At 68.8% G+C, this 14,804-nt stretch carries 14 protein-coding genes; 6 read left to right on the forward strand and 8 right to left on the reverse strand.

What is annotated here, in order from left to right; all coding sequences use genetic code 11:
- Window positions 1–228 precede the first annotated feature (228 nt).
- On the reverse strand, window positions 229–1,182 hold the full coding sequence (locus DPV74_RS01095; RefSeq protein WP_021159214.1) for a LysR family transcriptional regulator: 954 nt from the start codon (window positions 1,180–1,182) through the stop codon (window positions 229–231).
- Window positions 1,183–1,287: 105 nt separating this feature from the next.
- Between DPV74_RS01095 and DPV74_RS01100 the strand changes: the two genes are divergently transcribed.
- Together DPV74_RS01100 and DPV74_RS01105 are read left to right on the forward strand one after the other, a co-directional pair.
- Window positions 1,288–2,646 carry an aspartate aminotransferase family protein gene (locus tag DPV74_RS01100; protein WP_027791512.1) on the forward strand — a complete coding sequence of 453 codons (1,359 nt, stop codon included), beginning with the start codon at window positions 1,288–1,290 and terminating at the stop codon, window positions 2,644–2,646.
- Window positions 2,647–2,695: 49 nt separating this feature from the next.
- The gene (locus tag DPV74_RS01105) at window positions 2,696–4,213 is read left to right on the forward strand and encodes a CoA-acylating methylmalonate-semialdehyde dehydrogenase (RefSeq protein WP_021159212.1); all 1,518 of its coding nucleotides are present in this window, start codon (window positions 2,696–2,698) and stop codon (window positions 4,211–4,213) included.
- Window positions 4,214–4,347: 134 nt separating this feature from the next.
- Here the strand turns inward: DPV74_RS01105 and DPV74_RS01110 are convergent, their stop codons facing one another.
- The 4 genes from DPV74_RS01110 to DPV74_RS01125 all read right to left on the reverse strand — a co-directional run bounded on the left by DPV74_RS01110 (window position 4,348) and on the right by DPV74_RS01125 (window position 8,104).
- Window positions 4,348–4,722 carry a hypothetical protein gene (locus tag DPV74_RS01110; RefSeq protein ID WP_021159211.1) on the reverse strand — a complete coding sequence of 125 codons (375 nt, stop codon included), beginning with the start codon at window positions 4,720–4,722 and terminating at the stop codon, window positions 4,348–4,350.
- A gap of 311 nt (window positions 4,723–5,033) precedes the next feature.
- Window positions 5,034–5,969, reverse strand: a complete 936-nt coding sequence (locus DPV74_RS01115) for a DMT family transporter (RefSeq protein ID WP_119336382.1) — start codon at window positions 5,967–5,969, stop codon at window positions 5,034–5,036.
- A gap of 126 nt (window positions 5,970–6,095) precedes the next feature.
- Window positions 6,096–7,028 carry an AEC family transporter gene (locus DPV74_RS01120; protein ID WP_162922918.1) on the reverse strand — a complete coding sequence of 311 codons (933 nt, stop codon included), beginning with the start codon at window positions 7,026–7,028 and terminating at the stop codon, window positions 6,096–6,098.
- A 191-nt stretch (window positions 7,029–7,219) separates the two neighbouring features.
- A complete protein-coding gene (locus tag DPV74_RS01125; protein ID WP_027791516.1) occupies window positions 7,220–8,104 on the reverse strand; it encodes a LysR substrate-binding domain-containing protein in 885 nt (294 codons plus the stop codon).
- A gap of 311 nt (window positions 8,105–8,415) precedes the next feature.
- Here DPV74_RS01125 and DPV74_RS01130 point away from each other — a divergent pair, with 311 nt between their 5' ends.
- Complete coding sequence (locus DPV74_RS01130; protein WP_119336359.1) at window positions 8,416–9,660, forward strand: serine hydrolase; 1,245 nt, start codon at window positions 8,416–8,418, stop codon at window positions 9,658–9,660.
- Between the two features lie 21 nt (window positions 9,661–9,681).
- Here the strand turns inward: DPV74_RS01130 and DPV74_RS01135 are convergent, their stop codons facing one another.
- Entirely contained in the window at window positions 9,682–10,512 is an 831-nt protein-coding gene (locus DPV74_RS01135; protein ID WP_059694943.1) for a GntR family transcriptional regulator, read from the reverse strand.
- A 132-nt stretch (window positions 10,513–10,644) separates the two neighbouring features.
- On the reverse strand, window positions 10,645–11,580 hold the full coding sequence (locus DPV74_RS01140) for a helix-turn-helix domain-containing protein (RefSeq protein WP_059694941.1): 936 nt from the start codon (window positions 11,578–11,580) through the stop codon (window positions 10,645–10,647).
- 87 nt (window positions 11,581–11,667) lie between these two features.
- On the opposite strand from DPV74_RS01140, the gene DPV74_RS01145 reads away from it, so the two are divergent.
- From DPV74_RS01145 to DPV74_RS01155, 3 genes are all read left to right on the forward strand, one after another.
- Entirely contained in the window at window positions 11,668–13,107 is a 1,440-nt protein-coding gene (locus DPV74_RS01145) for a cytochrome P450 (protein WP_119336360.1), read from the forward strand.
- A 188-nt stretch (window positions 13,108–13,295) separates the two neighbouring features.
- Window positions 13,296–13,601, forward strand: a complete 306-nt coding sequence (locus tag DPV74_RS01150; protein ID WP_021159202.1) for a Panthothenate synthetase — start codon at window positions 13,296–13,298, stop codon at window positions 13,599–13,601.
- Between the two features lie 13 nt (window positions 13,602–13,614).
- Window positions 13,615–13,797, forward strand: coding sequence for a hypothetical protein (locus tag DPV74_RS01155; protein WP_059694938.1), 183 nt, complete (start codon window positions 13,615–13,617; stop codon window positions 13,795–13,797).
- A gap of 103 nt (window positions 13,798–13,900) precedes the next feature.
- On the opposite strand, the gene DPV74_RS01160 is transcribed toward DPV74_RS01155, so the two are convergent.
- Window positions 13,901–14,701, reverse strand: a complete 801-nt coding sequence (locus tag DPV74_RS01160; protein ID WP_027791520.1) for a helix-turn-helix transcriptional regulator — start codon at window positions 14,699–14,701, stop codon at window positions 13,901–13,903.
- Window positions 14,702–14,804 lie beyond the last annotated feature (103 nt).

Below are 14,804 nucleotides of genomic sequence, written 5' to 3' on the forward strand. Positions count from 1 at the left end.
TCGGCGTCGGCGCGATGTCCGGTTTTGGCGCGGCGCTCGTCGCGACGCATTTCGTGAAGCGCAGCCGCGCGCAAGCGCAAGCCGACCGCGCGCGCGACCGGTTCGACGGCGTGTGACCGGGGCGAACGGGCGGGGCGCTGGTGCCGCCGCCGCGCTTGTCGATCCCTTCATTGCCGGCACGCTGCCGCACGGCGGGCGGCCGGGAGCCCGATCCTTTGCGTGAGTCGCCTACGCCGCCGGCCGTGCCGTCGCCGCGTGCGCGGCTTCCAGACACGACTGGAACAGCAGCGCGGCCCGCGACGGCCGCGGCGAGCGCCGCAGCAGGCTCACGAACCGGCACCGGTAATTGAACCGGTGCGGCGCGATCGGCTGCATCAGCCCCTTGTTTTCGAAGCTTTCCGCGTAATGGTCGGGCAGGAAGCCGAGATAACGGCCGGACAGGATCAGCGTCGCGATCGACTCCTGATCCGACGCGGTCGCGCTGCGCGTGAGCTTCGCGCGGTGGCTCAGCTCCATGTTCGGCGAATGGAAGCCGAGCCCCGCAAATGCGTGGTTGCGGATCGTCGTCCACGTGAGCTTGCCGTGCGGCGCGTCGTAAAGCGGATGCTGGCGGCCGCAGTACAGCAGCATCCGTTCGTCGAACAGCTCCGAATACACGAGGCTGCCGGAATTGCGGTGCGCGGGAATGATCCCGACCTGGTAGCTGCCGTCGATGATCCCGCGCTCGACCTCGTTGATCGACGCGACATGCAGGTTCAGCGCGACGTCGGGCGCTTCGTCGGCGAACTGGCGGATCGCGTCGCCGAGGCGGGCGTTTGCGTTGGTGGCCGTCTTGTCGAACACCGCGACGTGCAATTCGCCGCCCATCCGGTCGTGAATGCCGTCTATCCTGCTTCTAAACGCTTCCATCGACGCGAGCAGCCGCAGCGTCTCCTCGTATACGGTCTGTCCCTCGGGCGTCAGCGTGAAGCCCGCGCGGCCGCGCCGGCACAGCACGAGGCCGACGCGCGTTTCCAGGTCCTTCACGTGCCGGCTGATCGTCGAGATGCCGATATTCAGTTCCAGTTCGGCCGCCGCCATCCCGCCGCACTGCACGACGCCCTTGAAGACCCGCAGCAGGCGGAGATCCATGTCGCTGAGCTGCCCGAGCAGCGCGCGGCTCTTCGGTTTCTTTGCTTGCATAGTTGCGCAAGTGAACATTGATATTGCGATATTGAAGAGACTAATTGGCCTCCCGACAATGCGCAACATCATCACAAGAAGGAGGGGCGCGCCGCGCCGACCGACATGACCGACATCACCACCGCCGCGCAGCAGGACGACACGACCATCCGCACCGACGCCGCGTGGCTCGACGCGCACTGGATGCCGTTCACGGCCAACCGCCAGTTCAAGGCCGACCCGCGCATGATCGTGTCGGGCAAGGGCGCGTATTACACGGACGCCGAAGGCCGCAAGATCTTCGACGGCCTGTCGGGCCTCTGGTGCACGGGCCTCGGCCACGGCCGCACGGAAATCGTCGAAGCCGTGAGCCGCCAGGTCGCGCAGCTCGACTACGCGCCGGCGTTCCAGTTCGGCCATCCAAAATCGTTCGAGCTCGCCAACAAGATCAAGGAACTGACGCCGGCCGGCCTCGACTACGTGTTCTTCACGGGGTCGGGCTCGGAAGCGGCCGACACCTCGCTGAAGCTGGCCCGCGCGTACTGGCGCGCGAAGGGCAAGGGTACGAAGACGCGCCTGATCGGCCGCGAGAAGGGTTATCACGGCGTGAACTTCGGCGGTATCTCGGTCGGCGGGATCGGGCCGAACCGCAAGCTGTTCGGCCAGGGCCTCGACGCCGACTTCCTGCCGCACACGCAACTCGCCGAAAACAAGTTCTCGCGCGGGATGCCCGAGCACGGCGCCGAGCTGGCCGACCGCCTGCTCGACCTGATCGCGCTGCACGACGCGTCGAACATCGCGGCCGTGATCGTCGAGCCGTTCTCCGGTTCGGCGGGCGTGGTCGTGCCGCCGAAGGGTTATCTGAAGCGCCTGCGCGACATCTGTACCGCGCACGACATCCTGCTGATTTTCGACGAAGTCATCACGGGCTTCGGCCGTGCCGGCGCGATGACGGGCGCCGACGCATTCGGCGTGGTGCCGGACATCCTGAACTTCGCGAAGCAGGTGACGAACGGCGCGCAGCCGCTCGGCGGCGTGGTCGCGACGAAGGAAATCTACGACACGTTCATGGCAGCAGGCGGCCCCGAGTACATGCTCGAGTTTCCGCACGGCTACACGTATTCGGCGCATCCGGTCGCGTGCGCGGCCGGCGTCGCGGCGCTCGACCTGCTGGTGAAGGAAGACGCGGTGGCCCGCGTGCGCGATCTCGCGCCGCATTTCGAGGCGGCCGTGCACGGGCTGAAGGGCCAGCGCCATATCGCGGACATCCGCAACTACGGGCTGGCTGCCGGCCTGACGATCGCGGCACTGCCGGGCGAGCCGGCACGGCGCCCGTACGAGATCGCGATGCGCTGCTGGGCGAAGGGCTTCTACGTGCGCTACGGCGGCGACACGATCCAGCTGGCGCCCCCGTTCATCTCGGAGAAGCGCGAGATCGACAACCTGGTCAACGCGCTGTCCGACGCACTGAACGAAGTGGACTGAGCCGCGGCGCGCACCGACCGACAACCGCATTCACGAAAGAGCCTCAACGATGAAACACGACAGCAATGTGACCTCCACCGTCGGCCACCTGATCGACGGCAAGCGCGTCGACGGCGGCAGCCGCGTCCAGCCGGTGTTCGACCCGGCGACCGGCGAATCGCACAAGAGCGTCGCGCTCGCCGACAAGCTGACCGTCGAAGCCGCGATCGCGTCCGCGCAGGCCGCGTTCCCGGCCTGGCGCAACACGCCGCCGCTGAAGCGCGCCCGCGTGATGAGCCGCTTCAAGACGCTGCTCGAGGAACACGCCGACGAGCTGTGCGCGCTGATCACGGCCGAGCACGGCAAGGTGCTCGCCGATGCGATGGGCGAACTGCAGCGCGGGATCGAGAACGTCGAATACGCGACCTACGTGCCCGAGCTGCTGAAGGGCGAGCACAGCAAGAACGTCGGCCCCGCGATCGATTCGTGGAGCGAGTTCCAGGCGCTCGGCGTCGCGGCCGGCATCACGCCGTTCAACTTCCCGGTGATGGTGCCGCTGTGGATGTGGCCGATGGCCGTCGCGTGCGGCAACACGTTCGTGCTGAAGCCGTCCGAGCGCACGCCGTCGTCGACGCTGCGCATGGCCGAGCTCGCGCTCGAAGCGGGCCTGCCGCCGGGCGTGCTGAACGTCGTGAACGGCGACAAGGAAGCGGTCGACACGCTGCTGACCGACCCGCGCGTGAAGGCCGTGAGCTTCGTCGGCTCGACGCCGATCGCCGAATACATCTATTCGACCGGCTGCGCGCACGGCAAGCGCGTGCAGGCGCTCGGCGGCGCGAAGAACTTCGCGGTCGTGATGCCGGACGCCGACATCGGCAACGCGGTGAACGCGCTGATGGGCGCTGCGTACGGTTCGTGCGGCGAGCGCTGCATGGCGATTCCGCTGGTCGTCGCGATCGGTGACGAGACGGGCGACAAGGTCGTCGCGGGCCTGAAGGCCGAGATCGAGAAGATGAAGGTCGGCCCGGGCAACGGCGCGGGCGTCGACATGGGCCCGCTCGTCACGCAGCAGCATTTCGAGAAGGTGACGGGCTTCGTCGACGCCGGCGTGGCGGCGGGCGCGACGCTCGTCGTCGACGGCCGCGGCGTGAAGGTCGACGGCCACGACGGCGGCTACTATCTCGGCCCGTGCCTGTTCGACAACGTGAAGCCCGGCATGCCGATCTACCAGCACGAGATCTTCGGGCCCGTGCTCGGCGTGATTCGCCTGAAGTCGCTCGACGAGGCGATGGCGCTGATCGACGCGCACGAGTACGGCAACGGCACGTGCCTGTTCACGCGCGACGGCGAGGCCGCGCGCTACTTCAGCGACAACATCCAGATCGGCATGGTCGGCATCAACGTGCCGCTGCCGGTGCCGGTTGCCTATCACTCGTTCGGCGGCTGGAAGCGGTCGCTGTTCGGCGACCTGCATGCGTATGGCCCGGATGCCGTGCGTTTCTACACGAAGCGCAAGACGATCACGCAGCGCTGGCCGTCGGCCGGCGTGCGCGAAGGAACGGTGTTCAGCTTCCCGTCGAACCGCTGATGCGTTACCCGGCCGCATAAATCGCCCGCCTGCGGGCGGACGACGCAACGCGGCCGGCAGGCCCGCCCGGATCGACGATCCGGGCGGGCTTTTTTACGTCCTCGAGGCGGGCGCGGAAGACGGCGGGACGACGCTTACGGCGCGACCACGTGCCACATGTCCTTGAAGTTGTCGCCGTTGCGGTCGCCCTGTTTCATGTCCTTCGAGAAGAAGTACAGCGGCTTGCCCTTGTATGCCCATTGCGGGCTTCCGTCGTCGCGCTTGACGATCGTGTAGGGCCCGACCGGAACGTCGGTCGCGCTGGCCTTGTAGGGCGGCCAGAAGGATTCGCACTGGCCCGTGCACGCGCTGGTGCCGGCGTTGGCCTTGTCCTTGTCGAACGTGTAGACGGTCATCCCGTTCGCGGCGACGAGCGAACCGTTTTCGACTTTCGTGATCGAGCCTTGAGCCGACGCCGATGCGGATGCAATGGCGAGCAGGGCGGAGCTGACGAGCAGCGCGGCTTTCATGAGGGCCTCCTGTAATCCGGTGGGCGGCCGCGATCGTGCACGGGCGAGCGTGCGCCGGATCGCGGTGAATGGTGCCGGAGCGCGGGGCCGTCGCCGCCGGTGCGAGCGACGCAGGGTCGAATGGCGGCAAACGGAGCGCTCCATTCACGATAGGCGGTTTTTGGCGGGGCTGCGAGAACATCGGGGGCGTATCGGGGGGCATATCGGTAGCGGCCGCCCGTCTGCGTCACGGAACCGGGGCGTGATCGCCGCCGCGCGCCGCTCCGGTATTCGGCATCCGTCCCCGAGTGCGCGTCGCGCACGCCCATGGATCAGCGTTTCGCGCGATTGGTCAGCGCGACGCCCGCGATCACGAGCGCACCGCCCGCCAGCATCGACGGCGACAACGGCTCGCCGAGCAGCGCGACCGACAGCAGCACGCCGAACACGGGCACCAGGTTGGTGAACACGGCCGCGCGGGCCGGCCCGAGTTCGCGGATGCCCTGCGAATACCAGACGAACGCGACCACCGTGCCGATCGCGCCGAGATAGATCATCGACGCGACGGCCTGCCACGTCAGCGCCGTGCCGCTGCCGGCGGGCGAGCCGAACAGGTGCGCGACGACCAGCAGCGCGAGGCCCCACAGCGCCGCGTACGTCGTGGCCGCCAGCGGCGACAGCCCGTCGAGCGCGCGCCGGCCGATCACGGTGTAGGCGGCCCAGCTCAGCACCGCGCACAGCATGAAGCGTTCGCCGGCACCGAACGTGTTGCCGAGATCGGTCAGCACCCGCAGCAATTCGCCGCGGCTGATCACGACCAGCGCGCCGAACAGCGCGACGGCGATGCCGGCCCAGCGCGACAGCGACAGGCGTTCCCCGCGCACGACGATCGACAGCAGCACGGCGGTGGCGACCGGGTTCAACGCGACGAACAGCGCGGTGCGGCCCGCCGGCATCCGCGCGAGCGCCGCGAAAAAACACACGTTGTACAGGAAGATGCCGGTCGCGCCGAGGCCGAAGGTCGTCACGACCTGGCGGCCGCTCAGCTTCGGCAGCCCGCCTTCGATCTTCCACATCAGCACGACCAGCATCAGCGCGGCGATCGCGAAGCGGCCGGTGGCCGCCGAGGTCGCGGACATCGTCGCGGCGAGGATCCGGCCCGCGATGAACGTCCCGCCCCAGAACAGCGCGACGAGCGTGAGCTTCACGTAGACGGCCGCGTGCGGCCGGGTGGCGGCGATGGCGGCGGGCGGGGCGGGAGCATTCATGTGACGGGGTTTCTCGGTGAGCGCCTGCGGCAACGCGTGAACGAGCGCGCGCGGCCGGTTATGCCGAATCGCGCGATGGCCCGCGTGCAGGCTGGATTCAGGGGGAAATGGGCGGTCGTTGCGTCGTCAGCGAAACGCGGGTGCCGACGCGAGCGCGGTCAGCACGACGGGCATCGCGAGCGCCGCCGCGATCGTCTGGAACGCGGTGATGCCGGCCATCAGCGGCGCGTCGCCGCCGAGCTGGCGCGCCATGATGTACGACGCCGACGACGTCGGCAGCGCCTGGAACAGCAGCGCGACCGTCAGCGCCGCATCGCCGAGCCCGAACAGGCGGCCGGCGGCGAGCGTGATGAGCGGCATCGCCATGAACTTGAACGCCGACGCGACGCAGACCGGCTGCAGCCACGCACGCGCCGCATCGAATTTCAGTGCCGCGCCCACGCACAGCAGGCCGAGCGGCATCGACGCGACGCCGAGCGCGCGCACGGCCGGCTCGACGGCCGCCGGGAACGCGACGCCGCCGGCCTGCATCGCGATCCCGAGCGCGCACGCGACGACGAGCGGATTCGACAGGATCTGGCGCACGAGGGCCGCCGCGCCGAGCCGCGTGTCGCCGTAGCGCGCGAATACGAGCACGCACATCAGGTTGACGGTCGGGACGATCGCCGCGACGCACACGGCCGCGAGCGCGATGCCTTTTGCGCCGAACAACCCGGCCGCGAGTGCTGTGCCGACATAGTTGTTGAAGCGCACGGCACCCTGGAACACAGACGTGAAGCCGGCGCCGTCGACCCGCACGAACGGGCGAACCAGCAGGAGAAGCGCCGCGGCGAGTGCGGTCGACCCGACCAGCGCCGCCGCGAGCGGTAAAACTGGCAGTGCCTGCAGCCGCGCGTTCGCGAGGCCGTCCGCGAACAGCGCGGGCAGCAGCACGTAGTAGCACAGCCGCTCGGCTTGCGGCCAGAAGGCGTCGGCGATGAAGCCCGTGCGCCGCAGGCCGTGGCCGCACGCGACCAGCAGCGCGACCGGCGCCAGCGCGAGCAGGATCGGGCCGATCATCGGGGCGCCTTCACATGAGGCGGGGCGACCGTGCAGGCCACACGCGCTGCCGTGAGCGGCAGGCACGCAAAACGGCGGAACGAGGCGGGCATCCATCCGGCGGGCAACATGGCGACGCGCAAGCGAAAGAGTGACGATGCCGCCAAGTTAACACGCGCAAACAACAGGAATAATGGTTAATTATCGGGTGTTCAATGAGAAATTCTCATCGATGACGCGGTGACTTCGGCCGCCAGCGCACGTGCGAAACGTTCGGCCGGACGCGACTGGTGTTCGAGCAGGACGACCGCGCGCCCCATCTGCGGCTGACCGAACGGCAAGCGCGTGACGGGCGGCAGGCGCGCGAGCGTCGAATCGGGGAGTGCGACGATCGCCGCGCCGAGCCCTCGCGCGACCATGCGCGCGATCGTTTCCGCGCTGTCCAGCACCATCTCCTCGCGCACCCGCACGCCGATGCGGCGCAGTTCGGCGGCGATCATGCGGCCGGCCCACGCCTGCGCATCGAAGCGGATGAACGGCAGCGCGCCGAGCAGCGTGCCCGCGTCGCGTTCCGTCTGGTCCGGCGGCGCGAGCAGCCAGAAGCGATCCTCGTACAGCGTGGTCCACGTGAGTTCCGCCGGATGTGGGCGCACGGGGCGTGTCGTGATCGCCGCATCGAGTTCGCCGGCCGCGACACGGTTCGCCAGTTCGGCCGACATGCCGGCCGACACGTGTACGCGCAGCCCAGGGTGCGCTGCGCGCAGCGCGAGCAGCGCGTCGGGCAGCGGGCCCGACAGCGCGGTCTGGATCGCGCCGATCCGCAGGCGGCCGACGAGCTTCTTCTCGTCGCTGAGCGCATCGGGAATCCGGTCGACCATCGCGAGCACCTGCTCGGCCTGCGCGAGCAGGATGTTGCCGGCCTCGGTGAGCACCGGCTGCCGGCGCGAGCGATCGAACAACTGCACGTTGTATTCGCTTTCGAGCGTCTTGATCTGCAGGCTCACCGCCGATTGCGTGAGGCCGATGGCTTCGCCGGCGCGCGCGAAAGTCCGGTATCGGGCGATGGCGACCAGCGTTCTGAAGGCGCGGAGTGACATAAGCGGGCTGAGGTGGGAAGAGGCAGTCGTGTGCGAAACGCAGCCCGGCCGGCGCATTGGCAATGCGACGGGGGAAACGGTTCGCAAGGCAGCCGCCAGGGTTCGCGACATCATGCCCGCGCGTCCCGAATCGGGCAACCGGCCCACATGACGCGCGCCGCATGTTGCCGACGCGTCGCGCCGGTTCGGACATTCTTTAAAATGATATAGTTCTATTTTTAGAATGTTTGGATCGGACAAGCGCGCTGCCTGAAGCGAGGCGGGCGCGGGTTCCGGCGCGTCGAGACCGAAGTGGAAAGAGGGGCAGGGGCATGACCAAGGTGGCATATCCGGGTTTGTCGTCGCAGCGGCTGAAGGCGCTCGACATGCGGCTGAACGAACGGTACGTGGCGTCCGGGCGCTTGCCGGGGGCGGTGACGATGATCCATCGCCGTGGCGAGCTGGCGCACGTGAACGTCGTCGGTTCCATGGACGTCGAGCGCGCGAAGCCGATGCGCGAGGACGCGATTTTCCGCATCTATTCGATGACCAAGCCGATCACGAGCGTCGCGTTCATGACGCTGGTCGAGCAGGGGCGGGTGGCGCTCGACGATCCCGTGTCGAGCGTGATTCCGGCGTGGAAGAATCTGGGCGTCGCCGTGGCCGGCGCACGGAGCCTCGGCGGGTTCCAGACCCGGCCGGTCGCGCGCGAGATGCTGATGGTGGATCTGCTGCGCCACACGGCGGGGTTGTCGTATTTCTTCCAGGCCAGGACGAACGTCGATGCCGCGTACCGCGAACTCGCGATCGGCGAACCGGGCAACCCGGGCGGTCTCGACGGCATGATCGCGGATCTGGCCGGGCTGCCGCTCGACTACTCGCCGGGCGAAGCGTGGAATTATTCGGTCGCGACGCACGTGCTCGGCTATCTCGTCGAGAAGATCTCCGGGCAGCCGTTTGCCGACTACCTGAAGCAGGTGCTGTTCGATCCCATCGGCATGCCCGACACCGGTTTCTTCGTGCCGGACGCGCAGGCCGAGCGCCTGTGCGCGTGTTATTGCCCGGGCCCGGATGGCGCTCTCGTGCTGCAGGACGACCCGGCGGCCAGCGCGTTTCGCCGGCCGCCGGCGCTGGCTTCGGGCGGCAGCGGGCTCGTGTCGACGGCCGGCGATTACCTGCGCTTCTGCCGGATGCTGCTGAACCGCGGTTCGATCGACGGGCACCGGATCCTGAGCCCCAAGACCGTCGAACTCATGACGATCAACCATCTGCCGGGCGGCCGGACGCTCGACCGGATGTCGCGCTCCACGTTCAGCGAGGCCGTGTATCCGGGGCTCGGGTTCGGGCTCGGCTTCGCCGTGACGCAGGACCTTGCCGCGACGATGCAGCCAGGCAGCGTCGGCGATTACTTCTGGGGCGGTGGCGCCAGCACGGCTTTCTGGATCGACCCGGCCGAGGACCTGATCGTGGTGTTCATGACGCAGCTTCTGCCGTCGACGACATACCGGATTCGCCGCGATCTGCGGCATTGGGTCTACGGGGCGATGTGCGACGGCGATGGCGACGCGGCGGCTTGAAGGGCCGGCGGGGCAGGCGGGTCAGGCCGCCGGTTTGCGCGCGCCTTTCCGGGTACCGGCGCGCGGTGACGGGATCAAGTCGGCGCTCCGGTCGTTGCCGTCGAGATCGTGCGTGATGTCGAGCACGAAACGGTCGGCGCGATACAGGTAGAGCCCCGCATGGACAATGCAGCCGTCGCCGTCGGTCCACCAGCGGCGCATGCGAATCAGCATGTCGGCCATGCTGAAGTCGGCACCGTCCGACGCGAGCAGGTCGGCCGTCTCCTGGTCCGCATAGGCGGCCGTGATTTCCTGGCGGGCCTTCGCGAGCGGAAGACGGTTGTATTGACGGACGAGATAGCCGACCTTGCGCCGCGCGTCGCTGCCCTTCGGAAACCGGTCGTAGGTTTCCCGCGCGACGTAGCTGTCCATCACGCCGTAAGGTGCGCCGTCGTGCAGTTGAAGCGTGCGGATCCGCATGTAGGCGGCGCGCATGGGTTGGCCCGTTTGCAACGCGGCGGGCAGCGCGGTCACGGCTTCGCGCAGCAGCACGCGCAGGGTCTGGCCGGGTGCGAGTTGCAGCGGATCGTTGATCGCGGCGCGCAGCGCCGGGTTATCCGGGGGAGAGACGACGTCGGCCGTGACGAACGTGCCGCGCCCGCGGGCACTGCTCACGAGCCCTTCGGCGCTCAGTTCGGCCAGCGCCTGGCGCACCGTGATCGTGCCCGCCTGATAGAACGCGCACAGCTCGGGAATCGGCGGCAACTGGTCGCCGCGCTTCCATTCGCCTTGATGGATTCGTCCGCGAAGCAGGCTGGCAATCCGCGCATAAAGGGCAACCCCTTTGCGTTCGGCGGGCGGCGACGGGTTCAATCACGGGCTCCTGGAATGATGCGGGTGGCGGGTTGATCGGGCGGGGCAGGCATGGCGCCTGTTAATGCCCAACATTCTACTCTTGGAATGTATGGCTCATTCGCGCGGCCGGGGCCGTGAAGCCGCCGTGCGTCACACCCACAGCCGGTACATCCAGAACGATTCGTCGTCGATGAAGCGCTGCGTGAATTCGCTCGGCGAGAATCCCGTGATGCGCTTGACCTCGCGGCTCAGGTGCGCCTGGTCGGCGAATCCTTCGTCGAGTGCGAGCGTCGCCCAGTTGAACGCGGTGCCGGCTTCGAACCGGTCGCGCGCCGCGAAGAACGCGCTTTCCGTCCTGACGAGCGCCTGCCATTCGCGCAGCGATCGGCCGCTGTAGGTCTTGATGCGCCGTTCGACCTGGCGCGGGCTGTGCGTGCCGCGCCACTCGCGCGCCTGCAGCGCGAGACGCTCGACCCAGCTGCGCCCTGCATTGCGAAGCGAAGACAGCGGCGTCGCGGGCCGCAGCGCCCGCCAGCGAGGCGCGAGATGACGATCGATCGCCGCCAGCACGTCCGCGTCGCCATCCGCGCCGAGCAGTGCATCGAGCAGCGGGTGCCAGTCGCGGCCGAGGCACGCGTGTGCGTCGAGCACGCGGTCGTGGACGTCCGGCAGCGCGATGCCGAACAACGTCCGCGCGGCATCGGCGGTGAAACAGATCATGCCGATCAGCCCGCCTGTCGGCGCCCACGCGACGGTGGGGGCCGAATGGCTGCCCGACAGCGTCGCCGCCGCGCCGAAGGAGCGCCATCGCGGGCCGTCGGGGGCGGGTTCGATGAAGCCCACGTCGAGACCCCGGTACCACGACACGCAGACGAGCGGCGTGGCCGGAAAATGCGAAAGCCGTTGCGCGTCGCTCGACGCGACGCCGCGCGTGTCGCACAGAACGATCGCGACCACCGCGCCCTGCAGCGCGGCAGGCGCGGGATGCAGCCGCGCATGCGGCAGCGGCCCGCCGCCCGCGACGCGAGGGGCGCGGGCAAGCGGATCGGGGCATGATGGCGGAATCGATGGCGGGCCGGAGAACATGACGCCGCAGTATAGGGACGGGGCCAACGCGTGTCGATGTCGTTTGCGTTCAAGACCGCCGCCGCACCGATGCGGAGAATCCGGCACATGAACACACGATCCTCCTCCCCATGTCCATTCCACGCGGGCACCGCTGCGCCGGCGCCCGTGCTTCACCCGCCCGGCGTATGGCCGCCGGGGCCGCCCGCCGGCCTGACGGGTTGGGGGTTGCTGCGCACGATGTCGCGTGACCTGATCGGCGCGCTTGGCGACTGGCAGCGCACCTACGGCGACGTCGTGCACTTGCGCGTGTGGCCCGAGCATGCCGTGGTCGTGACCGATCCGGCGCTCGTGCGCGAGCTGCTGGTCACGCACCACGATGCGCTCGGGCGCTGGGAGCACGCCATCCGCGTCTTCGCGGAGGTCCACGGCCAAAGCGTGCTGGTCGCCGAGGGCGATGCGTGGCGCGACAAGCGGCAGGCGCTGCAGCCCGGCTTCATGCCGAAGCCGGTTCAGGCGTTCGTTCCGGCGATCGCGGCGACGGCCGGTCACGCCCTCGCGCAATGGCCCGCGCATGATCCGGAGTGGCCGATCGAAAGCGCGCTGACGTCGCTGGCGATGGACGTGATCATGCGCACGATGTTCTCCGATACGATCGGCGACGATGCGCGCGCGGCCGAAGAGGCGGTGCGCGTGGTGAGCGCCGCGGCGAACGCGGCGTTTTACCAGCCGGTGAACACGCCGAGCTGGGTGCCGTGGAAGCGCCGCACGGCACGCGCGATGGCGGTGCTGAAAGGGCTGATCGACCGGCAGCTGTATGCGCGCCTCGACCGGCCCGAGCGTACCTGGCCCGACGATCTGCTGTCACGCCTGTTGCGGCTGCATCGGGCCGATGCGCGGAAATGGCCGCTGCGGGCCGTGCACGACGAATGCGTGACGGCGTTCCTGGCCGGCCACGAGACGACCGCCGGGGCGCTGACCTGGTGGGCATGGTGCATGGCCGCGAATCCGGCCGTGCAAGCCGCCGCGCGCGACGAGGTGTCCCGCGTGCTGGGCGGTCGTGCGCCGTCCTCAGAGACGCGCGCGTCGTTGCGTTACCTGTCGCAGACGCTCGACGAAACGCTGCGCCTGTACCCGTCCGCGCCGATCCTGATCAGCCGTCGCGCAGCGCGGCCGATCGCGCTGGGCGCGTGGCAGTTTCCCGCGCGCACGCTGTTCATGCTGCCGCTGCAACTGATGCAGCGCGATCCTCGATGGTTCCCCGAGCCCGATACGTTCCGCCCCGAACGCTTCGGTGCCGATGCGCCGGCGTTGCCTCGCGGTGCCTACATGCCGTTCGGCACGGGACCGCGCGTGTGCCTCGGGCAGCATCTGGCGATGACGGAGATGACGGTCGTGGCCGCCATGGTCCTGCAGCGCTACGTGCTGTCGGTGCCGCCCGGCATGGCGCCGCCGCGCGCGGTGCTGAACGTGACGCTGCGACCGCGGCAGGCGTTGCATCTGGCGATCGCGCCGACGGAGCTGGCGGCCGATACGGTCTCCGAATGACGGGGGCAAGAGCGGCCGATTCGACGGGGCCTGCATCGCGCGAGCGCATGCCGTGCGCGCGATGCGGTGTCGTCGAATCGTCGGAATGTGAAGGCGTGCCGCCAACCGCTTTCGGCGCCACTGGCGCGGCATCGCGCAGCACCTATGCTTGAAGAGCCCAGGCCGGGTGACGCCCAAGGAGGATGGTCATGCGCATGCTTCTCAACATACGAATCCCTCACGAGCCGTTCAACACGCTGGTGCGGGACGGCAGCGTCGGCGACGTGATCTCGCGAATACTCGAAGCGGTCAAGCCGGAGGCCGTGTATTTCACGGAGCAGGGCGGCGGTCGCGGGGCGGTCGCGATCGTCAACGTGGATGACCCGTCGCAGATCCCCGCGCTCGCGGAGCCGTGGTTCCTGATGTTGAATGCCGACTGCGAGTTCCGCGTGGTGATGTTGCCGGACGATCTCCGGAACGCCGGGCTCGCGCAACTCGGCGCGAAGTGGCGGTAGCGGTGAGCCGCGCATGCGCATGCCGCTGCCCGAAGGCCGGGTGAGCAGCATCGCGCGGCGTTCGCGCGCCGGCTATCGCGCAGCCGGCGGCGGCTCGACGTTCGCCGCCTGCCTGTCCTTCGGTCGCAACAGCAACAGCAGGCTGCTCAGCGCCGCCGCGGCAACGCATACGAATAAGAACCGTTCGTTCCATTGAATCTCGCATGTCGGATGCTGTGCCGCCGGCATTCCCGGCCGTGGCGTCGGGTTCCCGCAGAAACGTGAAGACCGCCGGTTGCCATCCGTCCGGCTCGGGAAGGTCATCCGGCCGCGTCTTCCCCCAGCGCCTGGATGAAGCGCGAGAACAGCTCGGGCTGCGATGAAATCCCGAGCTTCGCGTACAGGTGCCGCCGGTGCACCTTCACCGTTTCCGGCGAAATCGCGAGCCGCTCGGCGATCGCCTTCGACGAGTTGCCGCGCAGCACCATTCTCGCGATCGACATCTCGCGATCGGTCAGCACGCCTGCGCCGAAGCGGGCGAGTGCCTGCTCGACCCGCGCGCCGAGATCGGCGTCGGGCGTCGCGCGTGCGGCGTCGCCCACCAGCCGCCAGTGCTGCCGGATCGCCGCGAGCACCCACGGCATCGCGGCCGTCAGCTTGCCGAGCGGCTCGACGTCGAAACGCGTGCTCGCGCCCAGCGACAGCGACAGCAGCATGTCGGCGCTCGGCCGCACGAGGATCTGGATCTCGTCGTCGCCCACCGCGTCGCGGAAATAGCTCAGGAAATACTCGCTCTGCCGGAACAGGTCGGGCGCGACTTCCTCGAGCCGGTAACAGCCATCTGCGAGCCCGTCGTGCGCGGCCTGCAGGAACGGGTCGAGCAGATACACGCCGTTCAGGTAGAGCGGCACGGGCGACGCGGCATCGGTGCCGCCCGTGTCGTATTCCTCGAGCACGAGCGGCACCCCGTCGGGGCCGATCGCGGTCGCGAGCGCATTGTCGAACGGCGCCATTTCATTGAGCAGCAGCACCAGGAAGCGCCAGAAGCGCGGCTGGCCGAGGTGATCGATTGCGCGGCCGAGCGCCTGGTGCATCGCGATTTCGGAAAAGAGACGATCCATACCACCACCGGAAGGGCGTAACACGAAGGGGGAATAGCGGTCCTGAAATTGGCTTCCTAGACTGCCACGCAATCAGTCGGGCCCGAGTATGGGCGTTCAAAAA

This window comes from Burkholderia sp. HAN2018 (assembly GCF_024704855.1).
Taxonomy (GTDB): Bacteria; Pseudomonadota; Gammaproteobacteria; order Burkholderiales; family Burkholderiaceae; genus Burkholderia; species Burkholderia cepacia.

Coding starts and splice junctions, on each gene's coding strand:
- DPV74_RS01095 (WP_021159214.1), bottom strand. CDS start 1,182: ATGCAAGCAAAGAAACCGAAGAGCCGCGCGCTGCTCGGGCAGCTCAGC.
- DPV74_RS01100 (WP_027791512.1), top strand. CDS start 1,288: ATGACCGACATCACCACCGCCGCGCAGCAGGACGACACGACCATCCGC.
- DPV74_RS01105 (WP_021159212.1), top strand. CDS start 2,696: ATGAAACACGACAGCAATGTGACCTCCACCGTCGGCCACCTGATCGAC.
- DPV74_RS01110 (WP_021159211.1), bottom strand. CDS start 4,722: ATGAAAGCCGCGCTGCTCGTCAGCTCCGCCCTGCTCGCCATTGCATCC.
- DPV74_RS01115 (WP_119336382.1), bottom strand. CDS start 5,969: ATGAATGCTCCCGCCCCGCCCGCCGCCATCGCCGCCACCCGGCCGCAC.
- DPV74_RS01120 (WP_162922918.1), bottom strand. CDS start 7,028: ATGATCGGCCCGATCCTGCTCGCGCTGGCGCCGGTCGCGCTGCTGGTC.
- DPV74_RS01125 (WP_027791516.1), bottom strand. CDS start 8,104: ATGTCACTCCGCGCCTTCAGAACGCTGGTCGCCATCGCCCGATACCGG.
- DPV74_RS01130 (WP_119336359.1), top strand. CDS start 8,416: ATGACCAAGGTGGCATATCCGGGTTTGTCGTCGCAGCGGCTGAAGGCG.
- DPV74_RS01140 (WP_059694941.1), bottom strand. CDS start 11,580: ATGTTCTCCGGCCCGCCATCGATTCCGCCATCATGCCCCGATCCGCTT.
- DPV74_RS01145 (WP_119336360.1), top strand. CDS start 11,668: ATGAACACACGATCCTCCTCCCCATGTCCATTCCACGCGGGCACCGCT.
- DPV74_RS01150 (WP_021159202.1), top strand. CDS start 13,296: ATGCGCATGCTTCTCAACATACGAATCCCTCACGAGCCGTTCAACACG.
- DPV74_RS01155 (WP_059694938.1), top strand. CDS start 13,615: ATGCGCATGCCGCTGCCCGAAGGCCGGGTGAGCAGCATCGCGCGGCGT.
- DPV74_RS01160 (WP_027791520.1), bottom strand. CDS start 14,701: ATGGATCGTCTCTTTTCCGAAATCGCGATGCACCAGGCGCTCGGCCGC.